General features: G+C 30.6%; 19 protein-coding genes. 10 read left to right on the forward strand and 9 right to left on the reverse strand.

The window, feature by feature from the left end; all coding sequences use genetic code 11:
• Positions 1 to 578 precede the first annotated feature (578 nt).
• Entirely contained in the window at positions 579 to 1,583 is a 1,005-nt protein-coding gene (locus tag N5D90_RS09535) for a hypothetical protein (protein WP_280062303.1), read from the reverse strand.
• A 131-nt stretch (positions 1,584 to 1,714) separates the two neighbouring features.
• On the opposite strand from N5D90_RS09535, the gene N5D90_RS09540 reads away from it, so the two are divergent.
• Complete coding sequence (locus tag N5D90_RS09540) at positions 1,715 to 2,527, forward strand: WG repeat-containing protein (RefSeq protein WP_280052025.1); 813 nt, start codon at positions 1,715 to 1,717, stop codon at positions 2,525 to 2,527.
• Between the two features lie 34 nt (positions 2,528 to 2,561).
• On the opposite strand, the gene N5D90_RS09545 is transcribed toward N5D90_RS09540, so the two are convergent.
• The 3 genes from N5D90_RS09545 to prmC form a co-directional block, all read right to left on the reverse strand.
• Positions 2,562 to 3,128 carry a GNAT family N-acetyltransferase gene (locus N5D90_RS09545; RefSeq protein ID WP_280062304.1) on the reverse strand — a complete coding sequence of 189 codons (567 nt, stop codon included), beginning with the start codon at positions 3,126 to 3,128 and terminating at the stop codon, positions 2,562 to 2,564.
• Positions 3,129 to 3,182: 54 nt separating this feature from the next.
• Complete coding sequence (locus N5D90_RS09550; protein WP_180904616.1) at positions 3,183 to 3,710, reverse strand: hypothetical protein; 528 nt, start codon at positions 3,708 to 3,710, stop codon at positions 3,183 to 3,185.
• A gap of 122 nt (positions 3,711 to 3,832) precedes the next feature.
• Positions 3,833 to 4,657 (reverse strand): peptide chain release factor N(5)-glutamine methyltransferase, encoded by an 825-nt coding sequence (prmC, locus tag N5D90_RS09555; RefSeq protein ID WP_038336710.1) that lies wholly within the window; start codon positions 4,655 to 4,657, stop codon positions 3,833 to 3,835.
• 92 nt (positions 4,658 to 4,749) lie between these two features.
• Between prmC and N5D90_RS09560 the strand changes: the two genes are divergently transcribed.
• Complete coding sequence (locus N5D90_RS09560; RefSeq protein ID WP_160279610.1) at positions 4,750 to 5,082, forward strand: DUF3060 domain-containing protein; 333 nt, start codon at positions 4,750 to 4,752, stop codon at positions 5,080 to 5,082.
• Between the two features lie 88 nt (positions 5,083 to 5,170).
• Here the strand turns inward: N5D90_RS09560 and N5D90_RS09565 are convergent, their stop codons facing one another.
• Both N5D90_RS09565 and N5D90_RS09570 read right to left on the reverse strand, forming a co-directional pair.
• Positions 5,171 to 6,187, reverse strand: coding sequence for a PTS transporter subunit IIC (locus N5D90_RS09565; RefSeq protein ID WP_038336707.1), 1,017 nt, complete (start codon positions 6,185 to 6,187; stop codon positions 5,171 to 5,173).
• Between the two features lie 80 nt (positions 6,188 to 6,267).
• The gene (locus N5D90_RS09570) at positions 6,268 to 9,729 is read right to left on the reverse strand and encodes a methylmalonyl-CoA mutase family protein (protein ID WP_280062305.1); all 3,462 of its coding nucleotides are present in this window, start codon (positions 9,727 to 9,729) and stop codon (positions 6,268 to 6,270) included.
• 599 nt (positions 9,730 to 10,328) lie between these two features.
• Between N5D90_RS09570 and N5D90_RS09575 the strand changes: the two genes are divergently transcribed.
• Complete coding sequence (locus N5D90_RS09575) at positions 10,329 to 10,814, forward strand: hypothetical protein (RefSeq protein ID WP_280062306.1); 486 nt, start codon at positions 10,329 to 10,331, stop codon at positions 10,812 to 10,814.
• A gap of 1 nt (position 10,815) precedes the next feature.
• Here N5D90_RS09575 and N5D90_RS09580 read toward each other — a convergent pair whose 3' ends face one another.
• Both N5D90_RS09580 and N5D90_RS09585 read right to left on the reverse strand, forming a co-directional pair.
• The gene (locus N5D90_RS09580) at positions 10,816 to 11,493 is read right to left on the reverse strand and encodes a uracil-DNA glycosylase (protein WP_280062307.1); all 678 of its coding nucleotides are present in this window, start codon (positions 11,491 to 11,493) and stop codon (positions 10,816 to 10,818) included.
• A gap of 59 nt (positions 11,494 to 11,552) precedes the next feature.
• Entirely contained in the window at positions 11,553 to 12,134 is a 582-nt protein-coding gene (locus N5D90_RS09585) for a TIGR00730 family Rossman fold protein (RefSeq protein ID WP_038336732.1), read from the reverse strand.
• Between the two features lie 129 nt (positions 12,135 to 12,263).
• On the opposite strand from N5D90_RS09585, the gene N5D90_RS09590 reads away from it, so the two are divergent.
• Entirely contained in the window at positions 12,264 to 14,411 is a 2,148-nt protein-coding gene (locus tag N5D90_RS09590) for an endonuclease MutS2 (RefSeq protein WP_038336702.1), read from the forward strand.
• Positions 14,386 to 14,913 carry a hypothetical protein gene (locus tag N5D90_RS09595; RefSeq protein ID WP_280062308.1) on the forward strand — a complete coding sequence of 176 codons (528 nt, stop codon included), beginning with the start codon at positions 14,386 to 14,388 and terminating at the stop codon, positions 14,911 to 14,913. The genes N5D90_RS09590 and N5D90_RS09595 overlap by 26 nt, the downstream gene beginning before the upstream one ends.
• A gap of 45 nt (positions 14,914 to 14,958) precedes the next feature.
• Here the strand turns inward: N5D90_RS09595 and N5D90_RS09600 are convergent, their stop codons facing one another.
• Complete coding sequence (locus N5D90_RS09600; protein WP_280062309.1) at positions 14,959 to 15,678, reverse strand: GLPGLI family protein; 720 nt, start codon at positions 15,676 to 15,678, stop codon at positions 14,959 to 14,961.
• A 342-nt stretch (positions 15,679 to 16,020) separates the two neighbouring features.
• On the opposite strand from N5D90_RS09600, the gene N5D90_RS09605 reads away from it, so the two are divergent.
• The 5 genes from N5D90_RS09605 (at position 16,021) to N5D90_RS09625 (ending at position 20,034) form a co-directional block, all read left to right on the forward strand.
• A complete protein-coding gene (locus tag N5D90_RS09605) occupies positions 16,021 to 16,647 on the forward strand; it encodes a peroxiredoxin (RefSeq protein ID WP_038336698.1) in 627 nt (208 codons plus the stop codon).
• A 158-nt stretch (positions 16,648 to 16,805) separates the two neighbouring features.
• Complete coding sequence (locus tag N5D90_RS09610; RefSeq protein ID WP_280062310.1) at positions 16,806 to 17,123, forward strand: co-chaperone YbbN; 318 nt, start codon at positions 16,806 to 16,808, stop codon at positions 17,121 to 17,123.
• Positions 17,104 to 17,355: a DUF6952 family protein gene (locus N5D90_RS09615; protein WP_038336694.1), complete on the forward strand. Its 252-nt coding sequence runs from the start codon at positions 17,104 to 17,106 to the stop codon at positions 17,353 to 17,355. The genes N5D90_RS09610 and N5D90_RS09615 overlap by 20 nt, the downstream gene beginning before the upstream one ends.
• Positions 17,356 to 17,836: 481 nt before the next feature.
• Entirely contained in the window at positions 17,837 to 18,268 is a 432-nt protein-coding gene (locus N5D90_RS09620; RefSeq protein WP_280062311.1) for a hypothetical protein, read from the forward strand.
• 326 nt (positions 18,269 to 18,594) lie between these two features.
• The gene (locus N5D90_RS09625) at positions 18,595 to 20,034 is read left to right on the forward strand and encodes an NAD(P)/FAD-dependent oxidoreductase (protein ID WP_280062312.1); all 1,440 of its coding nucleotides are present in this window, start codon (positions 18,595 to 18,597) and stop codon (positions 20,032 to 20,034) included.
• The last annotated feature ends 2 nt before the right edge of the window (positions 20,035 to 20,036 follow it).

Genomic DNA, 20,036 nt, shown 5'->3' on the forward strand with positions numbered 1-20,036 from the left:
TATCAACATTGTTTAAAAGTCAAGTTTCTATTTGGCATTTTATTTAATTTTTTGCCATAAAAATCAAAAGGAAATCCGTAAAATTTTAAAGAATACACATGTATTATTTTCTGAACTTTGCAGATAAAATATCGAACGGATTTGGAGAAGAAATACAATATACAAGAGTTTGCCGAATACACCAATATAAAAGTCGTTAAGAATCATCAGATACACTCATAGATAAGATATGCATCCCAATTCCGAAAACAATCAGAGCCTATCAGATTGATTTCTAACTATTGGCTATTAATGTTTTTTTCAATAATCAAAATACTCTTTTCAAAAGCGAACGATGTCATTCTGGACTTTCCTCAGAATCTCATCATATTTGTTATTCTTAACATAATAGATTGCTCATCCGTTCTCACTACCTCGGAATGAAAATAGTTTTTTTCATTCTGAGGTAATGAGAAAATTAATCTTAACCTGAGTCTTAAGATCAATCCTATACTACACCCCGTATCAATAGGGGATTTATTTTAAAAACTATCCCCTTGAGAGATTGTAGATGTGTTTTTATTACAATATAATTTGATTTACTGCCAAATGTACTTCTCTCCTAAAGCTAATGTAGATTTTATAATGTAGTTTCCTTCATCATTTTTCTCTGTAAGAACTAAAATAGGATAATATTCACCAGCAGGTATTAGTTTCGTTATATTAGAAGTAAAACTTAATTTTTCAGCTTTGGTATTTCCTGAAACTGGATAGACATCAAAATTTAATAATTCAAATCCATCAATTTCTTTTTCATTAACTATATTTTGTTTTGAAAAATAAACCAATAGCTTTAATTTATTTGTCGGTTTAGAGTTTAAATTTTGAATTGAATTGTTGATTCCATCTACGGTAACCATCAAAGTATTAAAATCAATTTCTAATTTCCAAATACCTGCTAATTTTAATTTTTTATTGGCATTTTCAATATCTAAAGAGCTTTCTACAGGGGTATAGATATCAGATAAAGTGGCATCTATATCCTTTGTTGAAGCCAAAGTATTATCTTCTGTTACTTTTGGTAATTCAACATTTTGTATAACTTTATCTATCAATATATTATTAGATTCTAATGAAATTTTATTGCTTAGTACTTTATAGTTCAAAATAGAACCAGATTCTTTTTCTTTCAATAATAAAATTGGTGTATATTCTCCTTGCGATAAAGCTTGTACATCAGCCCCTTTGAATGTTACAATCACATTATTGAAACTAGTTCCGTTACCTTCTAAATTCCCTAATTGTGCATTTGTATTGATTTTATTCGGTAAATTATATAAATCTACAGATGTTTTTGATGGAGCAAAATATAAATCAAGAAATAAAGTCTGACTTGTTTTGTTAGAATAATTTGTCAATTTTCCTCCAGAAATTTTATAGTTAGATGTATTTCCGTCGTTAGAAATTTTCCATATTCCTTCAAAAGAATAATCTTTATTAATTGTAGTTGGTAAATTAGTAATGTTTATACTATCTTGTTGAGCAGCAACAAAACTACTCGCCATAACAGTTGTGGTTAAAAATAGTTTAGTAAAAATATTCATAGGTTATACTTTAAGCTTTCTCACAAAAATAAGAATTAAATTTACAAAAAGTGTTTAAAATCGGATATTTTAAAATTTATATATAAACTATTAATTTTTGATTAATTAATTTTGCGTCGAATTATAGAATTATGACTAAAATATCACCAAAAGATACCGACCAATTTGACGATTTTGTTCACAAGGAAACAACGACATTTGAAGAATTAACTGTTTTCGATCGCAACAATTTGGCACCAATATCTATTGATAATCAATTTGGTTTAATAGATAAAGAAGGAAATGTAATTATTCCATTCGAATATCAAAAACTTGTGCTCACAACTGTTAATGCCTACAGCGCGCAAAAAGAGAATAAGTGGGGAATTATAACAAAATCTAACCAAACTTTGATTCCGTTCGAATATGATTTAACGAGTGATTTTATTGAGAATATTTGTGCTGTAAAAAAAGACGGAAAATGGGGTTTTATTGATTTATTAAATCAAGTTGTGATCCCGTTCGAATATGATGGTTGTACAGATTTTAGAGCTGGTTTGGCTGGAGTTGAAAAAGAAGGAAAATGGGGAATGATTAATAAAAATAATCAGTTGATTATAGCTTATCAATACGAATATTTAACACCTGTCGATCAAAATTTTGCAACTTTTGGAGAAGCTACTTCACTAAAAATTGAGCGTCCAGATATATTAGCTTATTTTCCATATTTCTTATCAAAAGAGAATTATTTGATGCATTTTGGTTTAATTTCTACCAAAAACGAACTAATTTTAAGTCCAATTTCTGAATTACCTATTTTAGAAAGCTTCGAAAATCAAGCAGTTATTCGTCAGAATTATCAATTAGGTTACTTAAAAGATGGAAAAGATTTTGTGAAATTTGAACAATTTACAATCGATCCGTACGAAGAAAAAATCTTAACTCAATTAGGGGTAATGAAATAAAAAAAGAGCTTTTCTGAAAGCTCTTTTTTATTATCTATTGTTTTGGTTTGTATTGCATATGTTCATGATTTTCGTTCATCAACATTTTTTCTCCAACCACTTCAAAACCTTTTCTTTCGTACAATTTTTTCGCATTCGGGTTTGTAAAATCAACCAATAAACCTAATGTTTTGCCTTGCTTATTTCCTATTTCATCAATCAAATAATCCAATATTTTAGAACCTATTCCTTTTCCTCTAAAATCTTCGGAAACTGCAATGGTATCAATATATATTTCACCTGCTTGTGTTTCATCTTGCGGATGAATAATTTGGTTATAATCATTTTTCAATAATTCTAAAACAGGTTTTCGAAGTTCTTCTAATTTTCCTCCATCATAAAAAGTTGTTGTTCCAGCAAATTGCTTATCATATTCTACAACAACTGTATTTTGATAACTATATTGATTTTCTTCTTGTTCAATTAATTTTTTCAAGAAGTTAACTCCTTCTTCATAATCTGTTTTTCCGATAAAATCATAAACGATTTTATCCATTGCTAACATCATCAATTTTGCAATTGATAACGCATCTGTCTTTGTTGCTTCTCTAAAATTTAACATAAAAAAATAGCCTTGAGATTTCTCAAGGCTAAGTTAGCAATAATTATTTTGAAATTATTTCGCTTTTAATTTATCTAACGTATTGTTATATCCTTCTTTTGCTTTTTCTCCAGCTTCTTTCGCTTCTGCTTTCACATCTTTTGCTGCCGCATTAATATCAGCTTTTGCATCTTTTGCAGCTGTATTGATATCTTCTTTTGCTTGATTAGCTTTTGCATCTACTTTATCTACTGCATTATTCACTCCATCTTTTACATCTTGAGCAGCATTATTTACAGCAGCTTTTGCATCAATCCACGCTTTATTAGCATCGTCATAAGCTTTTTGTGCAGCTTCTGTTGCAGCTTTATCACCTTTCGCTTTTGCTTCATCTAAAGCTTTTTTTGCTTCATCTACTTTCGCTTTTGCATCAGTTTCTGATAATGTAGTTGTTGTAGTTGTCGTTTCTTTGATAACAGCCGTAGAATCGTTCGCTAATGAATCTACAGTTACATTAGTTTCAGTTGTTTTTGAAGTTTCTTGTTTACAAGAAGTAGCAAATGATAATGAAGCAACTGCCACTAATACAAATAATTTTTTCATAGTTGTTTATTTAATTGTTTTAATAATAGAATCAATTCTAACAATTTTAATACCAAATTGCGAACGATTATTGAATTAAAATTAAATCTTTTCAGAAAATAAAACAAGATTTTTATAAATAATTATTGATTAGAAGCACTTAACATACGATCATTTCCAGAAATATCTTTGTGAATAATTACATTTTGATAAAACTTTTGGAATAATTGTTTTGTTTCTTCTCCCAAATATTGATTGATTTCGCAATAAATTTTTCCATTCTCTTTCAAATGATTTTTAGCAAAATCTATTACTCTTTCATAAAAAATTAAAGCATCATCATTTTCAACAAAAAGCGCCAAATGAGGTTCAAAATTTAAAACATTTTGATGCATTTCTTCTTTTTCAAGATTTCGGATATAAGGAGGATTTGAAATAATCACATCAAATTTCTGGTTTAATTGAATGTCCTCCAGTAAATTATTCTGATAAAAATTTATATTAACTTTTAAAGTTTCAGCATTTAATTGTGCTATTTTCAAAGCATTTTCAGAAATATCTAATGCAGAAAATTTTGCATTTGGAAATAATTTTGCCAACGAAATAGGAATACATCCTGTTCCTGTCCCTAAATCAATCATAGAAATATCTTGATTTTGAGCATAATCATTTCTAATTAATTCGACCAATTCTTCCGTTTCAGGACGAGGAATTAATGTATTCTCATTTACAAAAAAGAAATCATTATAGAAAAAAGCTTTTCCAGTAATATGCTGTATCGGTTGACCTTTTTTTAATTGTTCTATATCGGATAAAATTTCAGTCGTTAATTCAATTTCAACTTGGCTAGATAAATCAAGATTCAACTTATCTTCTACATAAATCATGAAAATATGAGAAGCTTCTTCTTTATCATATAGTAATTCCAATTTATCTAAAAACAATTGTTTTAGCTCAACTAAAGTCATTCTGTTAAATTTTTGTAAAGTTAGATTTTATTAATTGAAAGTGCACGATTCTTGATTTCTAAAAAGTAACCAAAAAATAAATCACAATGAAAATGAATAAATTATTATGTGCTGTTACGATGTTATTTATTAGTCACCTTTCTTTTGCACAGATAGAAATTGATGGAAATAATAAAAAACTAACGTTAGATTGTAAGGGACAAAAAGTAGAAGTTGGTGGAAGTGGACATGTGATCAATTTGAAAGGAGATTGCACTAAAGTTGAGATCATGGGAACAAATAATACAATATCTGTTAATGGATTAACTTCTGCTGAGTTAGCTGGCGAAGGAAATACATTATATTATCGTAAAGCTTTATCTAAAAATGGTAAATTACCTCAAATAATTGAGGGAAATAACAATACAATTATCAAAAAGCAGTAAAAATCTTTTCATTTATTATGTCTTTAATAGTTAGAATCTCTTTCTTAATTGTATTATTAAAGAAAGGGATTCTTTATTATTTTAATGTTTAACCCAACTTCATATCACCGTCTTTTATCCAGTTTTTCTTTTTCATAAAAATGTAAATTAAATATGAAATAATTGCTGGAGCAATGATTTGCAAAATCAAGATTGACGTTAATATATATGATGTATCGTATTTCGATTTCATAGCATTGAAAGTTCCTATTTGACCAACTAAACCGCAAGAACCCATCCCCGATTCTAAAGCTGTATTTTCCATATTGAAATAAATAATTGCAATTGGACCAATAATAGCTGAAGCCAAAGTTGGCGGAATCCAAATTTTCCAATTTTTATAAATATTAGGTACTTGCAGCATACTTGTTCCTAATCCTTGCGCTAAAACACCTTTCAAACCATTATCTTTAAAACTGATTGTTGCAAACCCAATCATTTGAGCACAACAACCTATTGTTGCAGCACCAGCAGCTAAACCATCTAATTCTAACATTAGACACAGAGCAGCCGATGAAATTGGCAAAGTCAAAACCATACCAACAATTACAGCAATTACAATTCCCATTATCAAAGGATTTGAATCGGTTGATAGCATAATTATTTCACCAATCCATTTCATCATTTGTTGAACAGAAGGACCAATGATTTGTGCTAAAATTACTCCAACCAAAACAGTAATAATCGGTGTAATGACAATATCTATTCGGGTTTCGCCTGCAACCATTTTTCCTACCTCAACCGCTACAATTGTCGCGATGAAAACGCCTAAAGGCCCACCTAATTGATACGCTGCAATTCCTACAACTGCTGACGAAAATAACACCAATTGAGGTGCTCGTAAACTATAAGCAATCGCCAATGCAATCGCAGGTCCTGTCGCTTGATTTGCAACTGGCCAAACAATATCAGTTAAAAAAGAAACATTTAATTCTTCACCAATGGTTTTCAAAATTGTACCAACCAATAAAGTTGCAAATAAACCATAAGCCATTGCGCCCATTGCATCGATAAAATATCGTTTTGCAGAAATTTGTATATCTTTTTTGAGTAGGAAATCTTTCATGTTTGAAATTTACAAATTAATTAAAAATAAATAAGCCTTGTCTTTCGACAAGGCTTAAAACAATATTATAACTATATTTCTTACATATTTCTACGATACTGTCCACCTACTTCGAACAAGGCAGAAGTAATTTGTCCTAACGAACAAACTTTGGTAGCTTCCATCAACACTTCAAAAATATTTTGATTATTAACAGCTGCTTGTTGCGCATCTTCCAATGCACTTTCAGCTTGTTGTTCATTAATTTTATTCAAATTTTCTTTAGTTTGAATTTGGAATTGTTTTTCCTCCTCTGTCGCACGAATTACCTCCGCAGGAACCACTGTTGGCGAACCTTTTGAACTTAAGAACGTATTTACACCAATAATTGGGAACGTTCCGTTGTGTTTCAATGTTTCGTAATACAATGATTCTTCCTGAATTTTAGAACGTTGATACATCGTTTCCATCGCTCCTAAAACGCCTCCACGCTCTGTAATACGATCAAATTCTTGTAAAACTGCTTCTTCAACTAAATCTGTTAATTCTTCGATAATGAACGAACCTTGAATTGGATTTTCGTTCTTTGCTAAACCTAATTCTTTGTTGATAATCAACTGAATAGCCATTGCTCTACGAACCGATTCTTCTGTTGGCGTTGTAATTGCTTCATCATACGCATTGGTATGCAATGAGTTACAGTTGTCATAAATTGCATATAAAGCTTGTAAAGTTGTACGAATATCATTGAAATCAATTTCTTGTGCGTGCAATGAACGACCCGAAGTTTGAATATGGTATTTTAACATTTGCGCACGTTCATTAGCTCCGTATTTATTTTTCAAGGCTTTTGCCCAAATTTTACGTGCCACACGACCAATTACCGAATATTCTGGATCGATACCATTCGAGAAGAAAAACGATAAGTTTGGTCCAAATGCATTGATATCCATTCCACGAGATAAATAATACTCAACATACGTAAATCCGTTTGCTAACGTAAAAGCCAACTGCGTAATAGGATTCGCTCCTGCTTCTGCAATATGGTAACCCGAAATAGAAACCGAATAGAAATTACGTACATTTTGGTTAATGAAATATTCTTGCACATCGCCCATTAAACGTAACGCAAATTCAGTTGAAAAGATACACGTATTTTGTGCTTGATCTTCTTTCAAGATATCTGCTTGAACCGTTCCACGAACTTGAGCTAATGTATTTTTCTTGATTTCAGCATAAACATCCGCAGGTAAAACCTGATCTCCCGTTACACCTAAAAGCATCAATCCTAAACCATCATTTCCTTCTGGTAAATCACCATTATAACGAGGTCTTTCCAAACCTTTGTCTTCGTAAATAGCTTTGATTTTTGCTTCAATTTCAGTTTCTAAACCATTTTCTTTGATGTATTTTTCACAATTTTGATCGATTGCAGCATTCATAAAGAAACCTAACAACATAGGTGCTGGTCCATTAATCGTCATCGAAACTGAAGTTGCTGGATGCGATAAATCGAAACCAGAATATAATTTCTTCGCATCATCTAAACAACAAATCGAAACTCCGGCATTACCAATTTTTCCATAAATATCAGGACGATGACCTGGATCATTTCCGTATAATGTTACCGAATCAAACGCTGTAGACAAACGCTTTGCAGGCATTCCTTTCGAAACATAATGGAAACGACGATTGGTACGCTCTGGCCCACCTTCTCCCGCAAACATACGCGTTGGATCTTCTCCTTCACGTTTGAAAGGATATAATCCTGAAGTAAAAGGAAACTCTCCCGGAACATTTTCTTGTAAAACCCAACGTAAAATATCGCCCCAAGCTTCGTACTTTGGCAACGCAATTTTTGGAATTTGTAAGTGTGATAAAGACTCAGAATGTGTCTGAATTTTAATTTCTTTATCACGTACTTTAAATGTATAAACTGGATTTTTATATTTATTTACCTTTTCATCCCAAGTCGTGATTACTTCCCAGTTGAAAGGATCTAAATTCATTTTTAATTTATCAAATTCAGCTAAAAGAACTTTAACTAAATCAGCATTTTCAGTTCCAGAAATCTCGATTCCATGTTGAGAAATCGTTGGTTTTTTTCCAGAAAGTGTTTCAATTGTTTTAAAGAAACCATATAGTTTTTGCGCAACATCTCTCTGCGCATTTGCACGAACATCATATCCACGATTATTCTCTGCAATCTCAGACAAATAGCGCGTTCTTGATGGTGGAATCACAAAAATCTTTTCAGACATTTCTTTTGTAATTTGAAAAGATGATTTCAAATCGGCACCTGTTTTTTCAACTACTTTATCAATGATTGATTTGTATAATTGATTGGTTCCTGGATCGTTAAATTGAGAAGCAATCGTACCAAAAACAGGCATTTCATCAGGATTCACATCCCACAAATTATGATTGCGTTGGTATTGTTTTTTTACATCGCGCAAAGCATCTAAAGCACCACGTTTATCGAATTTATTAATCGCAACAATGTCAGCAAAATCTAACATATCAATCTTCTCTAATTGCGTTGCAGCACCAAATTCTGGCGTCATGATGTACAACGAAGCATCAGAATGATCTAAAATTTCGGTATCTGACTGACCAATTCCAGAAGTTTCTAAAATAATCAAATCATATTTCGCCGCTTTTAACACCTGAATTGCTTCCTCTACATATTTCGATAACGCTAAATTTGATTGACGAGTTGCCAACGAACGCATATAAACACGAGGATTGTTGATAGAATTCATACGAATACGATCACCTAACAAAGCACCACCCGTTTTCTTTTTCGATGGATCGACAGAAACCAAAGCAATTGATTTTTCTGGAAAATCAATCAAGAAACGACGAACTAATTCATCTACCATAGACGATTTTCCTGCTCCACCTGTTCCCGTAATTCCTAAAACTGGTGCTGATTTATCAGCAACTTTATCGAAATCAAATGCTTTTAAAAAGTCTTCTTCACGATTTTCAGCCAACGAAATTAATCGCGCAATCGTCGTGATGTCTTTATCTTCTAATGATTGATACACATCTTTTCCTTCTGGTAATTCTAATGATCCTGTCGGAAAATCTGCTTTCTCTACCATATCATTAATCATTCCTTGTAAACCCAATTCGCGACCATCATCAGGAGAGTATAAACGTGTAATTCCATAATCCATCAATTCTTTAATCTCTGATGGCAAAATTACACCTCCACCTCCACCTACGATACGGATATGACCTGCTCCTTTTTCTTGAAGCAAATCGTACATATATTTGAAATATTCGTTGTGCCCCCCTTGGTAAGATGTCATTGCAATTGCATTTGCATCTTCCTGAATCGCTGTATTTACAACATCTTCAACCGATTTATCGTGACCTAAATGGATCACCTCGCAACCCGTTGCCTGAATAATGCGACGCATAATGTTAATCGACGCATCGTGCCCATCAAACAAAGCCGCTGCAGTTACAATACGAACTTTATTTTTGGGAGTGTATACTTCTTGTATTGGATGTACAAACTTTTCCTTCTTTTCTTCTTGAGTAATTTGTGACATTTATTTGTGATTTTGATTTTTTTATGACTCTTGCTAAGATAACATAATTTTAAACGTTATTAAAAGTATGAAATTATCATATTTAATAAAATAGTTTTAATTTATTAATAAATCACTAATCTTTCTTTTGATTTATTCACAATATATCATTAACTTTAAAGAGACTATTTAGAACTCTCATTATGAATACTTATTCCCTAAAAAACCTTTCAGACCTGTCAAGACTAGATGAACAAATGATTGTTTTATGGAATAAAAAGTTCAAACTATTTAACGAAGATAAGATTGATAAAAATTCACTATTTAATCATGATCACTTAAAAAAATTAATTATTATATCTTTTTTAATTGAATCAAATAAAAAAAATACAGTAGAAAATTTAAGTATAAAATCACTTTCAGAAATACAAATTTTATCCGAATTTGAAATTCAAAATTATATCCAGAAAAACAAAAGTTATGAACCAATTATTGAGTTATTAATCTGTTCTTGTTTTTCATATGATACACGTTTTTTTGACACCATTCTTACACTTTGTTTCAATAAAATTGGAATCGAAAAATGTTGTATAGACATAGTTTTCCCTTTTTTAAGTAAAATGTCTATCATTCTGGAAAAGTATACTATTCAAGAATCGGTTATTTCTTTTTCTAAAAATCTAATTAGAAAACATCTTTTTTATTTAATTAAATCAATTCCATATTCAGATCAAAATTCTCGTAAATGGCTTTTATTTTTACCTGAAAAAGAAAATGATGATTTAGAATTAATTTATACTTATCTTCTTTTAAAAATTAATACCGAAAAAGGAATTTATTTAGGCGAAAATCAAAGTTTAAATTCTATTTTAGAATGTATTGAGAATACTCAAATTACACATATTTTTATTTATATCTCTAAAAATTATGACTCTTTTTCTCTTGCAATTTATCTCGAATCAATCAAGAAAAATCTTCCAAATATTACCATTTTTGTGGCAACATATGCTGTTCTAAAAGATAAAATAACTGAAAAAGTTCCGTATATAAACGTAAACAATCCAACTGCTTTTAATTCTTATTTACAAAAAATTATGACGATGTAAATTATTTGTTTTTGATTTCCCAATTTATAGGTTGTAAGTTCTTACTTTTCAAAAAATCATTAGTTTTCGAAAAAGGTTTGCTCCTCCAAAAACCTCTGTAAGCTCCTAATGGAGAAGGATGAGCAGATTCTATAACAAAGTGTTTATTTCGGTCTATTTTTGCTCCTTTTTTTTGAGCATAAGCTCCCCAAAGTATAAAAACTAAATTTTCTTTTTGATCAGAAAGCTTCTGTATTACAGCATCTGTAAATATTTCCCAGCCTTTTTTCTGGTGCGAACCTGCCTTAGAAGCTTCAACCGTCAAAGTTGCATTTAATAATAATACACCTTGTTTAGCCCATGTTTCCAAATTTCCAGAAGTCGAAATTCCTATTCCTAAATCATCATTCAACTCTTTATAAATATTTTGCAAACTTGGAGGTAATTTAATTCCATCGGCAACCGAAAAAGACAAACCATTTGCTTGTCCAATCCCATGATAAGGATCTTGACCAATTAAAACAACTTTAACATCATCAAAAGGCGTATAATCAAATGCAGAAAATATTTTGGATGCGAGAGGATATATTGTTTTTGTTTTATACTCATTTCGTACAAAATCTGTCAATATTTTAAAGTAATCTTTTTCAAATTCATTCTTTAAAACTTCTTTCCAAGAAACATCTAATTTCACATCCATATTATTCTTTTATGGAAACAAAATTATTCTTTTTATACTTGCTGGAGTAATTTTTCAAACTAAATCTGAGATTCATTTATCCATTTACCAACTGTAGGAGCTTTATAATTTTTTAATTTCTCAAATAAAAGATCTAGATCGTCACTAACAATTAGCATATCATAATTTTCTTGTTTTAAAAAACCTTTGGTAACCATACTTTTAATAAAAAGTAAAAGATCATCAAAAAAACCATCTATATTGTAAATAGCAATTGGTTTTTTATGTAATCCTAATTGAGCCCATGTTAACATTTCGAAAAACTCTTCAAGTGTTCCAAAACCTCCAGGTAAAGTTATAACACCATCAGAAAGTTCATTCATTTTCGCCTTACGTTCATGCATAGAATCTACTAAAATAAGTTCACTTAATCCTTTATACTCAACTTCAATTTTCTTCAAAAAGTTTGGTAAAACTCCAATAGCTACACCTCTATTTTCTAAAACTGAATCTGCTATAACTCCCATTAAACCTACATTAGCTCCGCCATAAACAAGTTCAATTTTATTTTCTGCTAATTTTTGACCTAATTTATATGCTTCTTCTTTAAAAATCTTATTTGAGCCATTACTTGACCCACAAAATACTGTTAATCTCTTCATTCCATAAATATAAAAATCAATATCCATCAAAATATAAATTATAGATTTAATAAATCATTAAATCTATATGTAAATAGTATTATCTGTCATTTATTTCTAACTAAAGAATTTATCCGTAATTTTGCGTTAATGCAAATATCAGAACAAACTTTAAAAGATTTAGAATTTAATGCGGTTCAGAAAGAAATCGCAGAATTTGCTTATACAGAAAAGGTTGAAGCGTTTATTTTTAACTTAAAACCTTACCAAGATCACCAACTTTTGGTGCAAGATTTACAAACGACAAACGAATATTTAACAAGTTTCGAGACGGGAAATCGTTTTCCGTTTTCAGAATATTATATTTTAGATGAAAATCTAAGCCGATTAGAAATCGAGAATTATTATTTGCCTGCAGAAGAATTCTTCAAAATCAAGGCAAATACGCTTCAAGTGAACGAAATCTTGAAATATTTGACAGCTTTCAACGAATATGCACCTGTTTTATTCGAGAAAGCTTCAACGATTACTTACGAAAAAAATATCGTGAAATTAATCGATCAAGTGTTCAATAAATTTGGAGAAATCAAAGACGATGCAAGTCCAGAATTGAAAATTGTGCGCGATCGTTTACGTCATTTGAATGGGCGAATTACCGAATTATTCAATAAATCAATGTCTTATCATTCGGATTATTTAGATGATATTCGAGAATCTGTCGTTGGAAATCGTCGCGTTTTGGCTGTAAAATCGGCTTTGAGAAAACGTGTGAAAGGGCAATTTTTAGGTACTTCAAAAACTGGATCGATTACTTTTATTGAGCCAGAAAGTGTACAAAATCCTCGTCGCGAATGGGAAGAATTAAAAGAAGAAGAAAAACATTTGGTGATTCAGATTTTGTTAGATTTAACTGCTCAAATTGCGGAATACAAACCAAATCTTGAAGAATATCAAACGTTTTTAGAATATATAGATTTTACACAAGCGAAAGCAAATTATGCTTTTTTGATTAATGGAATTTTACCTCAACTTTCTGAGAATCGAATTATCAAATTAGTCGATGCTTATCATCCTGTTTTATTTTTAAACAATAAAAGAAAAGCTCAAAAAACGATTCCGCAGAGTTTAGAGATTAACGAAGATTGTCGTATTATCATTATCTCTGGTCCAAATGCTGGAGGAAAATCAATTACGTTAAAAACAATTGGTTTACTTCAAATTATGATTCAGAGTGGTGTTTTAGTTCCTGTAAAAGATGAAAGTCAATTTGGATTCTTTAATCAAATTTTTACAGATATTGGCGATAATCAATCGATTGAAAATCATTTATCAACCTACAGTTATCGTCTAAAACAAATGTCATATTTCTTGAAAAATGCTGATGATAAAACGTTGTTGTTAGTTGATGAATTTGGTACAGGTTCTGATCCAGAATTAGGTGGAGCTTTAGCGGAAGTTTTCTTTGAAGAGTTTTATGAACGTAATTCTTTCGGTGTTTTTACAACACATTATACGAATATCAAATTGAGCGCAGAAAGTTTGCCAGAAGCGATAAATGCTTGTATGTTGTTTGATAAAAAAACATTGGAACCACTTTATCGTTTGGAAATTGGACAAGCCGGAAGTTCGTTTACTTTTGAAGTTGCTGAGAAAAATAAAATTCCATTTCGTTTGATTAATCGTGCAAAGAAAAAAGTTGAAAGCGAAAAAGTGAGTTTGGATAAAACAATTTTGAAACTTCAACAAGAAAAATTTGAAATTCAGAAAACAAAAGATCATGTTGAAGAGTTGCGCGAAACTAATATTGAACACAATGAAAAGTTAGAGCAAACAAACGAAAAAATTCAACAAAAACTATATGATTTTCAGCAATTATATGATCGCGAACAAAAACGTTTGAAACTTGGAGAACGAATTTCTGACATGGCTGATTCTTACTTGAAAACGAAAAATAAAAAGCAAATGATTTCGAATTTCTTGAAATTAATTGAAATGGAAAATTCGAAAAAGACGAAAGAAGTTCAGCAATTAAAGAAAATCGAAAAAATTGTAGAGAAAGAAGTTAAGCGCGAATTAAAAGAAAATTCTGAAACGATTTCTCAACAAAAACATGTGATCGAAAAGAAAGAAAAAGCAGCTACTCAAAAGAAAATTGATGCGTTGAAAGTTGGTGATCGTGTCAAAATTCATGGTTCGTCGAGTGTTGGAACAATTGATAAAATAAAAAAGGAAATTGTTTTTGTAAATTATGGTTTATTTACAACTCAAATCAATGTTAACGAAGTGTATAAAATCTAATATGATCAATAAAAAAGTAATAACGTTCCTCCTATTCCTTGTTTTTTCTAATTTTAGTTTTGCTCAAACAAATCAAAATTGGAATTGGTTAATCGGAAATTGGGAAGGCGTTGGTAATGGAAAACCTGGAGAAGGAAAAGGCGTTTTTTCTTTTGAATACCAATTGGATCAAAATGTAATTGTTAGAAAAAGTCATTCCGAATATCCTTCGCGAGATTCTAAAAAAATGACAGTACATGATGATTTATTGGTTGTTTATTTAGATGAAAATAAAAATTTATCAAAAGCCATTTATTTTGATAACGAAGGTCATGTTATCAATTATTCGATTACTTATACCGAAAAAACGATTACATTTCTGAGTGAAACAAAACCCAATCAACCTACATTTAGATTGATTTATTCGCTACTCGAAAATAAAGAAGTTAATACAGCTTTTGAAATTTCGATGGATGGAAAAAATTTCAATACCTATATCGAAGGAAAAAGTAAAAAAATATAAACGAAAAAGGTTAGTGAATTCACTAACCTTTTTCGTTTTAATATCTTAATCTTTCTCTATGCCTTGATTTATTATTCCTCCAGATTTTCCCATCGATTTCTCAATCTCCTTATCATATTCTTCCTTGGTTACTTTCTTTGATTTATTCGGCAATTCTATTTTACCTGCGTATGGTTTTACATCAATTGCCGTAAAACTAACATTTGTATCCATATCACTTGTAAATGGTAATTTGAATTTAATTTTTAAAATTAAACCTGGTAATCCATTAAAACGAGAAGGTCCATCTCGAAAAGGTAAATCTGACGCATACCATGCTTCTATTGTTTGTGTTGGATTTGTATATGTTGCTTTTCTGACTTTGTAACCTAAAATTGTTGACTCTTCTTTACTTAATACCCAAGGAAAGGTCTGGATAGAATCTTTGATGAATAGTTTAGGTTTCATTTTATTGTTCTCATACAATTCTTTCGAGTTAAAATCTTTATAAATATTAGAACTAACATTGCTTAATAATCCTACAGAAATTCCACGACCTTGTTCATTATTTATACGTTCAATCTCCGTAAAGTTAGAATTTGTAGCATTTACAAATAACTCAAAATAATATCGTTTATTTTCTGAATTAACAAGCATTTCTTCCATTCTAGCTGATGTTTGTTTTATATTACTTCTATCAAATTCTTGACGAACTTCATATTCTACACGAACAGCATCTTGGGCAAATCCAATTATTGGAAGTATTAAAAATAAATATTTTAGCATATTATAGTGTTTATTATTCTACTAATATAGAAATAAAATTTGATTCATTTTAAATAATCATCAACATAAGCAATATCATTCTTTAAGGTAAATAATCTTCGTAAATTAGCGTAGAGATAAGATAAAAAGGCTTGTTGTATTGAATTTCAATAGAATATTAACTCAATAATTATTATTAATCATATATCATAAATATAATTTATAGTTTAATCTATATTTGAAATTGAAAATATATGGACAGTTTAAAATATCAGTCTAAATTTGCATCAGTAAAAGAGATAAAAACTGTAACAAGTTTTATCAAATCGAGAAGTAAAAAACAAAATATAAAAAATTAAAATTATGTCATTAGTAGGAAAAAAAGCGCCTTTATTCACAGCGCCAGCAGTAATTGATGGAGACGAAATCGTAGAAAACTTTTCAATGCCAATCGGAGAAAAAAACATCGTTTTATTCTTCTACCCAAAAGATTTTACATTTGTTTGTCCAACAGAATTACACGCATTCCAAGCTAAATTAGCTGAATTCGAAAAAAGAGATGCTGTTGTAATCGCTGCTTCTTGTGATTCAGAAGAAACACACTTAGCGTGGTTAAACACTGCTAAAGATAACGGAGGTATCGAAGGTGTTACTTACCCAATCGTTGCTGACTTAGCAAAAACTATCGCTATGGATTACGGAGTTTTAGCTGGTGAGTATGTTTACAATGAAGAAAATGATTCTTTAAAATTTGAAGGAGCTCCAGTTGCTTACCGTGGTACTTTCATCATCGACAAAAACGGTGTTGTTCGTCACGAAACAATCAACGATTTACCATTAGGACGTAACATCGATGAGTATGTACGTTTATTAGACGCTATTTTACACGTTGAGAAATATGGTGAAGTTTGTCCAGCAAACTGGGAAGAAGGAAAAGATGCAATGAACGCTACTAAAGATGGTGTAGCTTCTTACTTAGCTTCTCACTAAAAATAACTTGAAAATCTTTTGATTTTCAAAATTCACGAAGAGGCTGTCTAAAAAATTTGACAGGAGATTTTAACGAATTCATTTTCAATAAAAATCACTAAGATTATACCTTAGACAGCCTTTTTTATACTCAATTTTTAACCATAAAAATTAATAAAATGTTTGCAGAATTAGAACAAGATAACTTAGCACAAGTAGTTGCTGATAACAATATAGTAATTGTACAATATGGTGCTGGATGGTGTGGAAACTGCCGTTTAGTAAAACCAAAATTCAAAAAATTAGCGGCTGAATATGAAGGTCAAGCTGAGTTTTTATATGTTGATGCTGAGAAATTAGTAGAATCAAGAAAATTAGCTGAAGTTCCAAATTTACCAACTTTCGCGGTATTTAAAGGAGGACAAAATGTAGGACAAGTAACTGCGTCTAAAATTGATGCTGTAAAAGAATTGATCAATGAAGCTGCCGGTATTTAAAAATTTAGCAAAAAACGTTTCTATTGAAGCAATGGAAACAGCTTTAGAAGTTTTGGAAGTTTATGCTGATTCTCCAGCTGTAAAAGAGCCAGAACAAGAAGTAATTGGAGAAATGATTTCTAACATTTGTGGAGCTATGGAAATGAAACAAATGATGGAAGAAGAAGGTTTGGATGAGCGTACTGCAGCCAATACTTTTATGCAACGTGTAATGGGTTCGATTGATAAATAATTTTATCAATTAATTCATATAAAAGAAAAGGATTTCAATTGAAATCCTTTTTTGGTTTTGTATCTTAACATTTTCGATTAAAGAAAGTAAACTAATAAACCTAGATTAACTATTACTTTTTAGAAAATAATTATCACAAAAATTTCTAATAATACAATTTATCTATCAATTCCTAATTCAGGATTAAAATCACTCAATAATTTCTTTTCTATCCTTCGTATTATTTTAATAACAATATTTTGAAATCTATGCAATTATCCTTATTAGTAAATTTATCTACAATTAAACATTACTTTTTCCGTTATGGAAAGATATATTATAATAAAAAATGAAATCAAAATTTACAACACTTCTCTTGGGTATCTCATTAATAACCTTAACAAGTTGTGCTTTATCTAATTCTGTCAAGCAAATTAATTATCAATCGAACCTAAAAGTTAGTGATAGACTATCTTCTAGTAAAATTGTTAAAATTGACGAAATGAAAGACATGAGAGGATACAGTGATGAAAAGGTTATTTTTTACAAGAAAAACATGTACAATCAAACGATGTCAGGTGCATATATGGCGGAAAAACCAATTTCAGAAATTTTAACCGAAGCTATAAAAAATGGTTTCAATGAAAAAAATATTTCAGTTAACGGTAGTAATGATTATATTCTAAAATCTGAGTTACAAAAATTAGATTATGAAGCGATTTCTGGATTCTCTACTGTTCAGTTAATCCCAGAAATTACAGTTAAATTTCAATTGGTTGACAAAGATGGAAAAGTTGTTTGGACTGACTTAATTACAGGAAAAGCAAACACAAAAGGTGCTAAATTTGAAAAGTTTTTACCTCCAGCAATCGATAATCTTATTCAACAACTTGTTAATAATCAAGACTTTTTGAATAATGTTATAACCGAGTAACATCATTTATTTTAAGAGTTACAATTATCTCAAAAATATCATCAAACCTCGTTTAGAAATAATTAAACGAGGTTTTTCATAGAATAAAATATCTTACATTCAGATTTCTGCACTAAATCATAACTTCTTTTTCAATTTGAAAATAAACAAGAAACTGAATATAAATTACAAAAAATGATTTTCTAAGAACAAATTATTTATCGCTTTCACAAATAGAGCTTGGTAATTCAAAAAATTAGAATAGTTTTAGTAATTTCCAAAATATAATATCAAACAATACACAGAATAAAATACAGTAAATTGTATTTTTGCAAAAATTTTTAGAATTGAGTAAACAAATAAATTGGACAAGCTGCAAGAATTGCAATGGACTTGGAAAAAAAAGTCAAGGAGTTTCGAAAAAGAAACTATTGCGTTACGAAGCTGCCCTTGCTCAATCAAAAAAAAATAAAAGCAATAGCACTATTCCTAACAAACCAAAAAGTTCGATGCAAATATGCACAACTTGCTTAGGAACTGGTCTGACAGCAACAGAAGAACTTCCCTTACCAAATGAAAACGATTATCCTCACATTGCAATTGTAGGTGCTGGAATTGGTGGAATTGCGTTGGCATTGGCATGTTTGCATCGTCAAATTCCTTTTACACTTTTCGAGCGTGATCGCGCTTTCAACGATCGTTCGCAAGGTTATGGATTAACGTTACAACAAGCGAGTAAAGAACTAAAAAAGTTTGGAATTACAACTTTAGATGAAGGTATTGTTTCTACGCTGCATTTGGCACATACCATAAAAGGAAATGTGATTGGCGAATGGGGAATAAGAAAATTGCAAGACAAAGAAGCTATTGAAGCGAAAAACAAGAATAAACATACCAATATTCACATTGCAAGACAATCTTTGCGTTTGGCCTTTTTAGAGCAATTGGGTGGTGATAAACAAGTTTTATGGAATCATCAATTAACTGATTTTAAAATTGATGACAAAGTCGAATTAACGTTTGATGTTGATGGAATTCAAAAACATTTTAAAGCTGATTTACTTGTTGGTGCAGACGGCATACGTAGTTCGGTGCGTCGATTGATTATCAATGAAGATAAAAATCCATTGAGATATTTAGGTTGTATTGTGATTTTAGGAATCTGTAAACTAAATGCTTTAAAAGATTTAGATAGTCATTTGTTAGATGGTGCAACAGTGTTTCAGACCGCAAATGGAACGGAACGAATGTATATGATGCCCTATGACAAAGAATCGATTATGTGGCAATTTAGTTTTCCAATGTCAGAAGAAGATGCTAAAAATTTAAGTAAAAAAGGTTCTGAAGCCTTAAAAACAGAAGTTGCGAAAAGAACGCATTGGCACTCTCCTATTCCAGAAATTATCGCAGCTACCGAAGCTAAACAAATTACGGGATACCCTGTTTACGACCGAAATTTATTAACGCCAAATTTATTAGAAAACGCAGGTCCTGTGACTTTAATAGGTGATGCAGCACATCCGATGAGTCCTTTCAAAGGGCAAGGTGCCAATCAGGCTTTGTTGGATGCTTTGTTTTTGGCTCAAAAAATAACCTCAGCTTATCATGCGCAAAATAAACAAGTCAATCTACGTGAAGAAGTTTTACAGCCATACGAAAATGAGATGATGGAGCGAAGCAGCGTTAAAGTAAAAAAGTCAGCAGATGCAGCCAAATTTTTACATTCAGATATCGTACTTCAAGAAGGAAATGTAACCTTTGGTTCCAAGTGGACTTCCAGTTTGTAATT

Origin of the sequence: Empedobacter sp. GD03797 (assembly GCF_029842105.1) — a bacterium.
GTDB classification, from domain to species: Bacteria; Bacteroidota; Bacteroidia; order Flavobacteriales; family Weeksellaceae; genus Empedobacter; species Empedobacter falsenii_C.

Excerpts from the sequence above, each read along its gene's own strand:
- N5D90_RS09560 (WP_160279610.1), top strand. The coding sequence starts at position 4,750 with ATGAATAAATTATTATGTGCTGTTACGATGTTATTTATTAGTCACCTT.
- N5D90_RS09545 (WP_280062304.1), bottom strand. The coding sequence starts at position 3,128 with ATGTTAAATTTTAGAGAAGCAACAAAGACAGATGCGTTATCAATTGCA.
- N5D90_RS09590 (WP_038336702.1), top strand. The coding sequence starts at position 12,264 with ATGCAAATATCAGAACAAACTTTAAAAGATTTAGAATTTAATGCGGTT.
- N5D90_RS09565 (WP_038336707.1), bottom strand. The coding sequence starts at position 6,187 with ATGAAAGATTTCCTACTCAAAAAAGATATACAAATTTCTGCAAAACGA.
- N5D90_RS09615 (WP_038336694.1), top strand. The coding sequence starts at position 17,104 with ATGAAGCTGCCGGTATTTAAAAATTTAGCAAAAAACGTTTCTATTGAA.
- N5D90_RS09610 (WP_280062310.1), top strand. The coding sequence starts at position 16,806 with ATGTTTGCAGAATTAGAACAAGATAACTTAGCACAAGTAGTTGCTGAT.
- prmC (WP_038336710.1), bottom strand. The coding sequence starts at position 4,657 with ATGACTTTAGTTGAGCTAAAACAATTGTTTTTAGATAAATTGGAATTA.
- N5D90_RS09605 (WP_038336698.1), top strand. The coding sequence starts at position 16,021 with ATGTCATTAGTAGGAAAAAAAGCGCCTTTATTCACAGCGCCAGCAGTA.
- N5D90_RS09595 (WP_280062308.1), top strand. The coding sequence starts at position 14,386 with ATGTTAACGAAGTGTATAAAATCTAATATGATCAATAAAAAAGTAATA.
- N5D90_RS09600 (WP_280062309.1), bottom strand. The coding sequence starts at position 15,678 with ATGCTAAAATATTTATTTTTAATACTTCCAATAATTGGATTTGCCCAA.
- N5D90_RS09620 (WP_280062311.1), top strand. The coding sequence starts at position 17,837 with ATGAAAGACATGAGAGGATACAGTGATGAAAAGGTTATTTTTTACAAG.
- N5D90_RS09580 (WP_280062307.1), bottom strand. The coding sequence starts at position 11,493 with ATGGATGTGAAATTAGATGTTTCTTGGAAAGAAGTTTTAAAGAATGAA.
- N5D90_RS09585 (WP_038336732.1), bottom strand. The coding sequence starts at position 12,134 with ATGAAGAGATTAACAGTATTTTGTGGGTCAAGTAATGGCTCAAATAAG.
- N5D90_RS09535 (WP_280062303.1), bottom strand. The coding sequence starts at position 1,583 with ATGAATATTTTTACTAAACTATTTTTAACCACAACTGTTATGGCGAGT.
- N5D90_RS09575 (WP_280062306.1), top strand. The coding sequence starts at position 10,329 with ATGTCTATCATTCTGGAAAAGTATACTATTCAAGAATCGGTTATTTCT.
- N5D90_RS09550 (WP_180904616.1), bottom strand. The coding sequence starts at position 3,710 with ATGAAAAAATTATTTGTATTAGTGGCAGTTGCTTCATTATCATTTGCT.
- N5D90_RS09570 (WP_280062305.1), bottom strand. The coding sequence starts at position 9,729 with ATGTCACAAATTACTCAAGAAGAAAAGAAGGAAAAGTTTGTACATCCA.
- N5D90_RS09540 (WP_280052025.1), top strand. The coding sequence starts at position 1,715 with ATGACTAAAATATCACCAAAAGATACCGACCAATTTGACGATTTTGTT.